Source organism: Aeromonas sp. s8 (assembly GCF_040907785.1).
GTDB lineage: Bacteria > Pseudomonadota > Gammaproteobacteria > Enterobacterales > Aeromonadaceae > Aeromonas > Aeromonas veronii.
This window is the reverse complement of record NZ_JBFOCL010000026.1, coordinates 91,758-103,695: the sequence shown is the minus strand read 5'-3', so window position 1 is coordinate 103,695 and position 11,938 is coordinate 91,758. Positions and strand designations below refer to the sequence as shown.

At 62.5% G+C, this 11,938-nt stretch carries 11 protein-coding genes and 1 riboswitch; of the genes, 2 read left to right on the top strand and 9 right to left on the bottom strand.

Translation table 11 applies throughout. The features are described from left to right. Nucleotides 1–98 precede the first annotated feature (98 nt). The 8 genes from AB5Y86_RS08805 to AB5Y86_RS08770 all read right to left on the bottom strand — a co-directional run bounded on the left by AB5Y86_RS08805 (nt 99) and on the right by AB5Y86_RS08770 (nt 8,833). Nucleotides 99–866 carry a thiazole synthase gene (locus tag AB5Y86_RS08805; protein WP_368192622.1) on the bottom strand — a complete coding sequence of 256 codons (768 nt, stop codon included), beginning with the start codon at nt 864–866 and terminating at the stop codon, nt 99–101. 1 nt (nt 867) lies between these two features. Next, a complete protein-coding gene (thiS, locus tag AB5Y86_RS08800; protein WP_368192621.1) occupies nt 868–1,074 on the bottom strand; it encodes a sulfur carrier protein ThiS in 207 nt (68 codons plus the stop codon). Further along, nucleotides 1,071–1,865 carry a ThiF family adenylyltransferase gene (locus AB5Y86_RS08795; RefSeq protein WP_368192620.1) on the bottom strand — a complete coding sequence of 265 codons (795 nt, stop codon included), beginning with the start codon at nt 1,863–1,865 and terminating at the stop codon, nt 1,071–1,073. Before AB5Y86_RS08795 ends, thiS begins: the two co-directional genes overlap by 4 nt. After that, on the bottom strand, nt 1,855–3,462 hold the full coding sequence (gene thiE, locus AB5Y86_RS08790) for a thiamine phosphate synthase (protein WP_368192618.1): 1,608 nt from the start codon (nt 3,460–3,462) through the stop codon (nt 1,855–1,857). Before thiE ends, AB5Y86_RS08795 begins: the two co-directional genes overlap by 11 nt. Beyond that, the gene (thiC, locus tag AB5Y86_RS08785; RefSeq protein WP_368192616.1) at nt 3,459–5,450 is read right to left on the bottom strand and encodes a phosphomethylpyrimidine synthase ThiC; all 1,992 of its coding nucleotides are present in this window, start codon (nt 5,448–5,450) and stop codon (nt 3,459–3,461) included. Before thiC ends, thiE begins: the two co-directional genes overlap by 4 nt. Nucleotides 5,451–5,730: 280 nt before the next feature. Beyond that, nucleotides 5,731–5,843: riboswitch (TPP riboswitch) on the bottom strand. A 271-nt stretch (nt 5,844–6,114) separates the two neighbouring features. Beyond that, nucleotides 6,115–7,578 carry an aerolysin AerA gene (aerA, locus tag AB5Y86_RS08780; RefSeq protein WP_368192637.1) on the bottom strand — a complete coding sequence of 488 codons (1,464 nt, stop codon included), beginning with the start codon at nt 7,576–7,578 and terminating at the stop codon, nt 6,115–6,117. Between the two features lie 260 nt (nt 7,579–7,838). After that, a complete protein-coding gene (locus tag AB5Y86_RS08775) occupies nt 7,839–8,324 on the bottom strand; it encodes a hypothetical protein (RefSeq protein ID WP_236272305.1) in 486 nt (161 codons plus the stop codon). Nucleotides 8,325–8,410: 86 nt separating this feature from the next. Then, the gene (locus AB5Y86_RS08770; RefSeq protein WP_005340092.1) at nt 8,411–8,833 is read right to left on the bottom strand and encodes a hypothetical protein; all 423 of its coding nucleotides are present in this window, start codon (nt 8,831–8,833) and stop codon (nt 8,411–8,413) included. An 88-nt stretch (nt 8,834–8,921) separates the two neighbouring features. Here AB5Y86_RS08770 and AB5Y86_RS08765 point away from each other — a divergent pair, with 88 nt between their 5' ends. Next, nucleotides 8,922–9,590, top strand: coding sequence for a response regulator transcription factor (locus tag AB5Y86_RS08765; protein ID WP_323893674.1), 669 nt, complete (start codon nt 8,922–8,924; stop codon nt 9,588–9,590). Beyond that, nucleotides 9,587–10,831, top strand: coding sequence for a HAMP domain-containing sensor histidine kinase (locus tag AB5Y86_RS08760; protein ID WP_323893676.1), 1,245 nt, complete (start codon nt 9,587–9,589; stop codon nt 10,829–10,831). Before AB5Y86_RS08765 ends, AB5Y86_RS08760 begins: the two co-directional genes overlap by 4 nt. Nucleotides 10,832–10,926: 95 nt before the next feature. On the opposite strand, the gene rimK is transcribed toward AB5Y86_RS08760, so the two are convergent. Continuing rightward, entirely contained in the window at nt 10,927–11,823 is an 897-nt protein-coding gene (rimK, locus tag AB5Y86_RS08755; RefSeq protein ID WP_005340088.1) for a 30S ribosomal protein S6--L-glutamate ligase, read from the bottom strand. Between the last annotated feature and the right edge of the window lie 115 nt (nt 11,824–11,938).

Here is an 11,938-nt window from a genome sequence, read left to right as displayed (position 1 = left end):
CTCTCCCAAGGGGAGAGGGGGGCTAAACACATCTGCCTCAGGAGAAACCGAGAAAGAGGACGCGGCCATTGGCTCTTGCCCCGAGCCAGCATCATGACTCATAACGCCCCCAGAAAATCGGTAAGCGGGCTGGAGGCTTGGGCCTGCAGGGCGCGGGCGCCAAGGCCGGCTTCATAGGCGCTGCGCCCGGCGGTGCAGGCCAGCGCAAAGGCGCGGCCCATGGCGACCGGGTCGCCGCTCACCGCGATGGCGGTGTTGACCAGCACGGCATCGGCGCCCAGCTCAAAGGCGGCGGCCGCGTGGCTCGGCGCACCGATGCCCGCATCAACTACCACAGGCACATTGGCCTGCTCGACGATGATGGAGAGAAACTCCCGGGTCACCAGCCCCTGATTGGAACCGATGGGCGCACCGAGCGGCATCACGGCAGCGCAACCCACCTCTTCGAGCCGTTTGCACAGCACGGGGTCGGCACCGCAGTAGGGCAGCACCACAAAGCCCTCTTTCACCAGCTGCTCGGCGGCTTTCAGCGTCTCGATGGGATCAGGCAGCAGATAGCGCGGGTCGGGGTGGATCTCCAGCTTCAGCCAGTTCGTCCTCAGCGCCTCGCGGGCGAGGTGGGCGGCAAATACCGCCTCGGCGGCGGTCTTGGCGCCAGAAGTGTTGGGCAGCAGCTTGACCCCGAGTTGCAGCAAGGGGCTCAGGATATCGTCGTGAGCCTTGCCCGGTTCGAGCCGCTTGATGGCCATGGTGACCAGCTGGGAGCCACTCGCCTCGATGGCGGCGGCCATCAGATCCGGGCGGGCAAACTTGCCGGTGCCGGTAAAGAGGCGCGATGAGAAGGTGTGATCGGCAATTGTCAGCATGTCAGCCTCCTGCAATGGCAGTGAAGAGGTGAAGTTCATCCCCGTCATTGAGACGGGTCTCGGCCCAGCGGCCACGGGGCAGCACGGCGCCGTTAAGGGCTATAGCCACTCCCTGTGGATTAACGTCTTGCGCCGCCAGCAGGTCGGCCACGCTCTGCCCTGCCGCCAGCTGCTGGGCTTTATCGTTGAGTCGAATGGTCAAGGTCATGGGGTGATCTCCTTATCGAGTGTCGGGCATCGGCGCTGCCCGCAAACCGGGCAATCGGGATCGGGGGCCAGAGTGAGGGTCTGCCACTGATGGGCCAACGCATCGAAACGGCGCAATGTGCCAGCGACCGGGCTTGGCATTCCGAGCAGCAGTTTCAGTGCCTCCAGTGCCTGCAAAGAGCCCATCACCCCGACCAGTGGGCCGGTGACGCCGCTGGTCTCGCAGCGCTCGGCGGTCTTGGTATCCAGCGGGTAGAGGCAGGCGTAGCAGGCGTGATCGCTGCTGGTACGCGCCATCAGCTGCCCCAGCCAGCCCACCGCAGCGGCGGAGATCCAGGGTTTGTCCTGAGCCACGCAGGCGGCGTTGATGGCATGGCGGGTAGGGAGGTTGTCGCAGCAGTCGATCACCAGATCTACCTCGGCCACAAACTCCGGCAGGCTGGCGGCATCGAGCCGCTGGTTGATGGCAATCAGCTCCACCAGCGGGTTGTGGGCAACCAACCGCTCGCGGGCCAGCTCCGCCTTGGAGTGGTTCACCGCCTCGCTATCGAACAGGATCTGGCGCGGCAGATTGCTGGAATCGACCGTATCGCCATCGGCCAGCCACAAGGTGCCCACCCCGGCCCCGGCCAGATAGAGGGCCAGCGGCGAGCCGAGCCCGCCCAAGCCGACGAGCAGCACGGACTTATCTTTCAGCCGCGCCTGCCCCGCCTCCCCCACTTCCGCCAGCATCAGCTGGCGGCCATATCTCAGATACTCTTTGTCACTAAGAGAAGCGGCATCAGAGCGCATGTTCTGCCTCCCGTATAACGGTGGCCGAGCGTGGCTTATCCCCTGCCCCCACGGCCGCGAGCAGCCGCTCGGTCGCCCCCTGCCAGTCGTCGCTGGCCGTGATGGCAGAGACCAGCGCAATACTTCCGACCCCGCTTGCCTTGACCGCCGCCACCCGATCCTCGCTGATGCCGCCGATGGCCACCGTCGGCCACTCCGCCATCAGGGCGCGGTAGCGATGCAGCCGCACCAGCCCCTGCGGGCGCGAAGGCATCGCCTTGGTGTTGGTCGGGAAGATATGACCCAACGCCATATAGGAGGGGGCCAGCTCGCGCGCCCGCATCAGCTCGAAGTAGCCGTGGGTGGAGATGCCAAGGCGCAGCCCGGCCGCCTGAATGGCGGCGAGATCCGCCGTCTCCATATCCTCCTGCCCCAGATGCACGCCCCAGGCGCCCGCCTCGATGGCCTGTTGCCAGTAGTCGTTGATAAAGAGCCGCGCCCCATGGCGGCGACCAAGCGCCACAGCATCGCGAATGGCCGGTGCCACCTCTGCGGCAGGCAGATTCTTGATCCGCAGCTGGATGGTCTTGACCCCTGACCCCAGCAGGCGGCGCAGCCACTTGACCGAATCCACCACCGGATAGAGGCCGAGGTTGTGTTCGGTCGGCGCGAAGGGGCCATCCGGCAGGCGGGCGCTGCTCGCTTCATACAATCCGAAGCGGCGATCGAGGGTTGATCCCGCCAACACGGCGCGGGGGAAGTGGGCAAGAGCGGCGGGCCAGCCAAGATGGGCGATGGGGCCCGGGCCTGCGCCCACTCCCTGCGCTGCAGCCAAGCCCTGTTGCAGGTAGGCACGCGCCAGGGTGATGGCGTCCTCCACCGGATAATCCTGCGCCACCACGGCGGCTATGGCGCTGGCGTAGCAGCAGCCGGTGCCGTGGCCGTGGCGGGTATCGAGGCGCGGCGCCGCCAGCCAGAACTCGCGGGTCTCGTCCTGGTAGTAATCGAGGCAGAGATCGCCGCTCCAGCCCAGATGGCCGCCCTTGACCAGCACGGCGCGGGCGCCGAGTTCGCGCAGCCGCTGGGCAGCGAAACGCACCAGCACAGGGCTTGTCGCAGGAATGCCGGTCAGGGCCTCCAGCTCGGGGCCGTTGGGGGTGATGAGCGACAGACGTGGCAACAGCTGCTCGCGCACCGCTTCCAGCATATTGGGCTCCGCCATCGGGGTGCCGCTGCTGGCAATAGCCACCGGGTCGTAGACCACGAAGGGAGCCTCGATGGCCGCCAGTCGGCGGGCCAGCACCTCCACATGGAGCCGGGTCGGCAGCAGGCCGATCTTGATGGCGGCGGGCGGCAGATCGACGCCAAGGGCGTCGATCTGGGCGGTGAAGGTCTGCATCAGCACAGGGTCGACCATCTTCACCGCCACCGAGTTCTGGGCGGTAATGGCGGAGATAACCGAGCAGCCGTGCACGCCGAGGTCGTGCAATGTGTGCAAGTCGGCCTGAATACCGGCGCCACCGCCGGAGTCGGAACCGGCGATGGTCCAGACCACAGGGCGAGAGTCGGTCACAGGTGGCAGGTCGGCGGGGCTGACAGCCCCGCTTGCGCTGCTCACGCCTCCTCCCCTGCGGCCTGTTTCAGCGCCGCCGCCTGATGGTAGATCTCGCCGCCGGTCTCCTTGAAAGTCTCAGCCATGCGGGCCATGCCGCTCTCCACCTGAGCCACCACCTGCTCCTGCTGGCCATCCATGCCGACCAGCTTGATCTCAACGGCTTCCAATTTCGCCGCGTAATCGCGCACGTCCTGAGTGATCTTCATGGAGCAGAACTTGGGCCCGCACATGGAGCAGAAGTGGGCCACCTTGCCGGACTCCTGGGGCAGGGTTTCGTCGTGGTAGGCGCGGGCGGTGTCGGGATCCAACGCCAGATTGAACTGATCCTCCCAACGGAACTCGAAGCGTGCCTTGGACATGGCGTTGTCGCGGATCTGGGCGCCCGGGTGACCCTTGGCCAGATCGGCGGCGTGAGCGGCGATCTTGTAGGTAATCAGACCCTGCTTCACATCCTCCTTGTTGGGCAGCCCCAGATGCTCCTTGGGGGTGACGTAGCAGAGCATGGCGCAGCCGTACCAGCCGATGAGCGCGGCGCCAATGCCGGAGGTGAAGTGATCGTAACCGGGCGCGATGTCGGTGGTGAGCGGGCCCAGCGTATAGAAAGGCGCCTCGTGGCAGTGCTCCAGCTGCTCGGTCATGTTGCGCTCGATCATGTGCATCGGCACGTGACCCGGCCCCTCGATCATCACCTGCACGTCGTACTCCCACGCGATCTTGGTGAGCTCGCCCAAGGTGCGCAGCTCGGCGAACTGAGCCTCGTCGTTGGCGTCATAGACGGAGCCCGGACGCAGACCGTCGCCCAGCGACAGCGCCACGTCATAGGCGGCGCAGATCTCGCAGATTTCGCGGAAGTGCTGGTAGAGGAAGTTCTCCTTGTGGTGTGACAGGCACCACTTGGCCATGATGCTGCCGCCGCGCGAGACGATGCCGGTGAGGCGCTTGGCGGTCATCGGCACGAAACGCAGCAGGACGCCGGCATGGATGGTGAAGTAGTCCACCCCCTGCTCGGCCTGCTCCAGCAGGGTGTCGCGGAACAGCTCCCAGGTGAGGTCTTCGGCGATGCCGTTGGTCTTCTCCAGCGCCTGATAGATGGGCACGGTACCGATGGGGACAGGGCTGTTGCGCAGGATCCACTCGCGGGTCTCGTGGATATAGCGGCCGGTGGAGAGATCCATCACTGTGTCGGCGCCCCAGCGGGTCGACCAGACCAGCTTCTCTACCTCCTCCTCGATGCTGGAGGTGACTGCCGAGTTGCCGATGTTGGCGTTGATCTTCACCAGAAAATTGCGGCCGATGATCATCGGCTCCGCTTCCGGGTGGTTGATGTTGCTGGGGATGATGGCGCGACCGGCGGCCACCTCATCGCGCACAAATTCGGGGGTGATGTTCTGGGGCAAACGGGCACCGAAATCGCGGCCCGGATGCTGGGTGCGCAAGAGCTCGGAGCGCACCCGCTCGCGCCCCATGTTCTCGCGAATGGCGATAAATTCCATCTCGGGAGTGATGATGCCGGCGCGGGCGTAGTGGAGCTGGGTGACCCGACGGCCCGGCTTGGCGCGGCGTGGTTTCGGCAGATGCTCGAAGCGCAGGTGGTCGAGCCCCTCGTCCGCCAGACGCTCCTGAGTGAAGGTGGAGCTGAGCCCCGGCAGTTCGTCGGTATCATCGCGCTCCAGCACCCAGTTCTCCCGCAGGCGCGGCAGGCCACGGCGCACGTCGATGGCGACCCCCTCCTCCCCGTAACGGCCAGAAGTGTCGTAGACCGGGATCGGCTCGTTGGGTTCGAATTTGGGATCTTCTTTGGTGCCGCCGACGAAGGTGTCGGCCAGCAGGATCTCCCGCAGGGGCACCCGGATATCGGGGCGAGAACCCTGGATAAAGATGCGGCGGGAGTTGGGGTGAGCCATCCCCTTGAGGCTGTCGATAAAGGCCTGAGCGCTGGAACGCTGCTCGCGGCGGCTGGATTTATTGGTATCAGATACGGAAGTAGACATAGCAAAACTCACATTAACTGGTTGAAGTTATGGGTGTTTGCTTGTCTGGAGTTCGAGGAGAAGATGAACTTGCGGCGGGGTGTTTATCTCGGGAGGGAGTGCGCGCGGGATAGATCTCCGCGCTGCTGTTCTACCACTTCCCGTTCTCTGCACGCTGTGGGCAAGGCGCCCCACGTGCTGGACAACCGGACGGGACAGACTCCCTCCTGTGCGCCCTGACCCATCAAGGGTGAGCCCTTTGATGAGCGGAAGAGGCTTGTCCCTCCTCCGGCGCGGTAACCCGCAAGTTACCCTTGTTCCCTTCGCAGGTTTTAACCTGATCAGGTTCCACGGATCCCGAATTAACGGTCTCAGCTTCGCGTCGTTCGACGGTCAGCACTCCGACAAGATGGCGCCAGTATAAGGGGGAAAATCTAAAGCACAAGCCGTTAACAATCTGGCCAACACGCCTCTTTCAACAAATGAGTGAACGATGCCTCGCTCACGGGGCCACCCCAAACAGAGGTCAAACCTGCGTTGGCATCCCCTTGGCAAGCCACAGATTCCCGCTGTGATCATGCAGGGACAAGAGGACAAAAAGAGGGAAAATCGAGGGGCGCAGGGCAAGTGCATCGTCTTGCGCAGAACAGAAACAGGCCCCTATGAAAGGGGCCTGCGAGTGAGGTTATTGAACCGGCACTATGGTCAGGGATACGTTGCCAAACCCTTCGTTGGCAAGGGCATCCTGATCCAGATCCACACCGGTCAGAGCCACACCTTCAGCAGAGGCGTTACGCAACTGGGCAGAGGCCGCGGAACGGGTCTGGGGCTGACCGATTTCGATATCGCCGGCAAACTGGCTCTCGGCATAGAAGTCACCGGTCACTGCCGAACGGATCGGGCGCAGCACACGACCCAGGTTATTCTGCATGGTCGACAAACCATACTCGCTGATGGTCCAGTTCCAGTCCCACCACTTCACTTCACCCGGGATATAACGCTTGTCCCACTGGTAGCGAATGCTGCTTGCCTTGTCGCGGAACGGGCCGACGGCAAAGGTGTGCTCCCAGGTCGGACGATTCTCCGGATGGGTATACCAGGCATTGCCGCCCCAACGCAGGAAGCCCTTCATGGTCAGGTCATAATTGACCTCGGCCTTGAACTCGTAGGGGTAGGAGATGTTGGACTTGTAGAGGGCAACCCGCACCGGCAGGCTGGAGTGAGGCGGCACCGTGGGGCGCGCTTCAACCGAGACGGTCTCGGTCGTCGAGCCCCCTTTCTGGGAGGCCCAACTCTGGCTCGCAGCGATCTCGATGGCCAGTTCGGTTTCCCCCACCAACGGCCACTGAAACTTGTTCTTGGTGGTCACCTTCTCGCTCAGGCTGTAGGTGTCGGTCTTCGACCAGTTGGTGGCCTTGTCGTACTTCAGGGTCACCACCACCTGCTGGGGCAGGTCGGTGTAGTTGGTCGCATTGGCCGTGATGGTCTTGACCAGCTGCTTGCCGCTCTCGGTGACCTGACCATGGCTGAAGGAGTCGGGTTCCAGGGTATATGAGAAGTTGCTTACCTTGATGGAGCTCTTCTCCCCGCAACGATATCCGGAGCAGCCGCCGTCATTATTTCCCTTTATCAACCAGCCATCGCCAACCCGGGTAACATCCATATCTTCCCCGACATAGGGGCTATGATTTCCACCCACCCAGGCGTATCCCAAATAATGGGCGAGATAACTGACTGGCTTGATAAAATAATCATTGTCGTGGACAAGCCGCCATTGCACATCGACCTCATCACCCGCCGGAATATTCCAGTCAGAGAGTGTTGGTATTTCTCCGGAAACCGGTGAGTTGGGATAACACCAGGTTTCTCCGGCTGTGCCCTGTTTGATTTCGCCATTATATCCCGGCCCCATAATCACCCAGCGATCAGCCAGCCCGGTTATCTGCCACTGCCCCATGCGGCTGACCAGATTACCCTTGATACTCATGGCTTCATCGCGGGTCAGAGGACGGTAACCACTGGCACAGACGCCCGTGCCAAGGCCCGCCCACTTGACCTGATCAGGGTAGACAGGTTCAGCCGCCTGCACCTGAGCGAGCATCAATGAAGACGCCAAAAACGCCAGATTGGCGGTAATTATTCTATTCATCATTTATCCCTCTTTCAGACATACGATAATTGTTATTGTGTAGAAATATCCTTTTTCATTTGACAGGTATGGACTCCGACAAAACCTGACACAAATAAAATAAACCACCAAAAAACATCCATGACAAACAAAATAATGGTGATACAGGAAAATAATTAGAGCGATGACTTTATTGAGGAATAAATCATAAATATTGTGGCAGCCATTATTTAATGGCTGCCACAATATGGTGAAACCATATTAAATAAGAAGATGCTGAATTACTCTTCCGGATTGATCACTTCAATTCCCTGCAATATTCCATCCGCCGAACGGATCAATACCAGCTCGCTCCCGGCATGCAGATCGGCGGCCGAACCGTTGACCCAGCGCACCTGCGGATTGAGTGGCACAGTGCCCAGAGTTGCCAGCGTGAGCTGCCGGTCATCGAAGGATTGCAGGCGATCTTGCGCCCGCTGCCAGGGCTGATTGGCCCGCGGGGCTCTGGCGGCCAGCAGCTCAATCCGGGTGGCAACGCCATCGGCCACCAGCAGGGCGAGCTGGTCGCCGGGCTTGAGTGGCTGCGGCCAAATCTCCCCCTGCCGCCAGATGGCGGCACTGCCCTGTTCCACCTCGGCCCCCTGAAATTGCAGGCGGATGCCGTCGCTGTGCTCCAGCTCCACCAGCCACAATTCGTCGGCTCCCGCCTGCGCCGCCCAGAGCGGCATTCCCAGCATCCATGCACACCACTTTCTCGATTGTTCCATCTTCGTTCGTCCCTGAACAAAAAGCCCATGCTGAACAAGCATGGGCTTCATTCGGGAGCATTTCTAATCGGAACGCAGAGATCGGATCAGTCATCCTCGCGGCAGCGGCTCAGACGCATGCCGTCAAACTTGCACTCCAGCTCGAGCCAGCGCCCTTCGAACGGCGCCAGACTGTTGTCCGAAGTGGTGTAGCCCCAGATCCGCCCCCCTTCGACCGGCCCCTCCAGATCCATCTCGTCCTTGTCATCTTCGTCGAGGGCCTCGACCTTGCGCACATAGCGCACGCCGTTCTCCACCACCCCTTTCATCTCGACCCAGGTACCGCCGAGATCATCTTCGTTGAGCCAATCCTTGAAGCGGGTCTGGTCGTCGATCACGAACGGCATGCCGTTGACCATCAACTGGCCAAGCTGCCAGGTGGTGCGGCCGGTCAGTTTGAATTCGGTCGCCTGTGCGGTGCCAAGTGGCAACAAGATCAACAGCAGGAGGGCGCAGAGAGACTTCTTCATCAGGGATCCTCGGGGTTACACTGGCAAACAGGATGCCGAATCCGGTGTGAAAAGAGCGTGAAACGCTCGCCAACCAGGAGAGCAAAGCATGAAGATTTTGGTAGTGGAAGACAATCCTCAGGTGGCGGAAACCATCATGGATTATCTGGAGCTGGCCGGTCACCGCCTCGATTGTGCCTATCACGGTCAGGCGGCGCTGCAACTGCTGGAGGATCAGCGTTTCGACGTCATCATCATGGATGTGATGATGCCGCGCCTCGATGGCCTCAGCACAGTGGCGCACCTGCGCGAGCAGGGGATTGCCACTCCCGTGCTGTTTCTCACCGCCCGCGACAGCCTGGAAGACAAACTGGCAGGCTTCAAGGCGGGAGGGGATGACTATCTGGTCAAGCCGTTCGCCATGGAGGAGCTGGAGGTGCGGCTGCAAGCCCTCAGCCTGCGTGGCCCGCGCGGCGATGTGGGGGCCATCAGCTTTGGCGATCTGACGGTCGATGTCGCCAGCGGCCGCGCCACCCGCGCCGGTGAGCACCTCAAGCTCGGCAAGATCCCGTTCCGGATCCTCGCCCTGCTGGCCCGCCGCGCCCCCGCCATCGTCAGCCGTCAGGAGGTGCTCGACACCGTCTGGGGGGATGAGGAGCCCGACTCCGATGCCCTACGCAGCCATATCTACGCCCTGCGCAACGCGCTGGACAAACCCTTCCCCACTCCCATGCTGGAGACCTTGCACGGCCAAGGCTACCGACTGGTGAGCGCATGAGCCTGCCGAGCCTGCGTCGCCGCCTGATCATGGCACTCGGCGGCGCCGGGGTGGTGCTGCTGATCCTGCTCTCCGGCCTGATGATGGTGGCCGAGGACAAGATGGAGGAGCTGAGCCTGCGCCACTGGCTGGAAGCCGAAGTGACCCGCTACAGCGATGACTGGCTGCGACTCGGCCCGGCCGCCGCAGCCCCGAGCCCCAGACAGTTCTCCAGCTACTGGACCGAAGCGGGCCGTCTGCCGAAATGGCTGAAGCCCTACCAGACTCCCGGCTTTTTCGAGCACCAACTGGGCAAGGAGGACAAACACTTTCTGGTGGCCCGTCACCCCTCCGGCGAGGGACTGCTCTATCTGGTCTTCAACGACGACGCCGATGATTACCTCGACCCCTACGAAGACAAGCTGCATCTGGCCACCCGACTGATTGGGGTGACCCTGCTGCTGGGCTGCCTCGGCTTCGGTATCTGGCTGGTACGCCATATCACAGGGCCGCTGCAACGGCTGCAACAGAGGGTCGCCCACCTCACTCCGGATCAGGCGGATTTCGAGCCCGACGCCCCCTGGCAGGAGCTGCGGGACATCGAGCTGGCGCTGCTGGCCGGCAAGCAGGAGGTGAGCGCAGTGTTCGCCCGCGAGCAGGAGTTCAGTCGCTTCGCCAGCCACGAGCTGCGGACCCCCAACATGGTGATCCAGGGCTCGGCGGCCCTGCTCGGCAAGGTGACGGACTTGCCCGCACCGGCCGCCCGCGCCACCACCCGTATCCGCGCTGCCGCCGACGAGATGGCGCTGCTCACCGAGACCTTCCTGCTGCTGGGCCGCAAGGAGGCTGTGGAGCGACCGCTGCAACAGGTCACCCCGCTGATCCGTCAGGAGCTGGCCCGCCTCGCCCCGCTATTGCAGCGGGAGGCCCTCGATATCCGGCTTAATCTGGATGAGAGCAGCGAAGTAAATGCCCCCCTCTCCCTGCTCGCCATCGCCCTCGGCAACCTGCTGAAAAATGCCCTGAGCTATGCCGAGGGACATATCGACATCGAGCTGTGTGGCCCGGTGCTCACCATCAGCAACCCGACGGCGGCGGCTCCGGATCAGATCCTCGGCTACGGCTGTGGCCTCACCATCATCCAGCGCATCTGCGAGAAACTCGGTTGGAAGATCGATACCCGGCTGAAGGACGGAATTTTCAGCGCCCGGCTGGCGATGATCACTGCCGAACAGTTCCCTCTCCCTTTGGGAGAGGGTTAGGGTGAGGGAGCAGTGGCACCGCCAACCCAGCAGCCAGATAGCAACAAGGCGCCCGAGGGCGCCCTGTTTTTATCTGGCGGATGCAAGCCTGAGGCTCACTCCGCCGGTTTGTTCTTGCGGCTCGCCTTGAGTTCGAGGAACTCAATGATCTTGCCAGCCACATCCTTGCCGGAGGCGGCTTCCACCCCTTGCAGGCCGGGGGAGGAGTTGACCTCCAGCACCAGCGGGCCACGGGCGCTGCGCAGGATATCCACCCCCGCCACATCCAGCCCCATGATCTTGGCGGCCTGCACCGCGGTGGCGCGCTCTTCCGGGGTGATCTTGATCGCTTCGGCAGTACCGCCACGGTGCAGGTTGGAGCGAAACTCCCCCGGCTGTGCCTGACGGCGCATGGCGGCAACCACCTTGCCGTTGACCACCAGACAGCGGATATCGGCGCCATTGGCCTCGCGGATATACTCCTGCACCAGAATGTTGTTGTTGGTCTGGATAAAGGCCTCGATCACGCTCTCGGCGGCCTTCTGAGTCTCGCAGAGCACCACGCCAATCCCTTGGGTTCCCTCCAGCAGCTTCACCACCAACGGCGCCCCGCCCACCATGGTGATGAGGTCGGGCACGTCGTGGGTGCTGTGGGCATAGCCGGTGATGGGCAGGCCGATGCCGTGGCGGGAGAGCAGTTGCATCGCCCGCAGCTTGTCGCGGGAACGGCTGATGGCCACCGAGCTGTTGAGGGCCATGGTGTTCATCATCTCGAACTGGCGCAGCACGGCGGTACCGTAAGCGGTAATGCTGGCCCCGATCCGCGGGATCACGGCGTCATAACTTCCCAGCTCCCCACCCTCGTAGTGAATGGAGGGGTTGTGGGAAGCAATATTCATATAGCAGCGCAGGGTGTCGAGCACCTCTACCTGATGACCGCGCGCCTGTGCCACCTCGACCAGACGGCGGGTGGAGTAGTTTTTCGGCTCACGGGATAAAATGGCGATCTTCATGACAATTCCGCTAGAAGGCTGTGCCTGGGCAGGATGGGGCGGGAGAGTATAAGGTGCCACAGCGCCAAGACAACGCCAATTGTTTATCCTGACAACAAGACAAACCACACCAAAC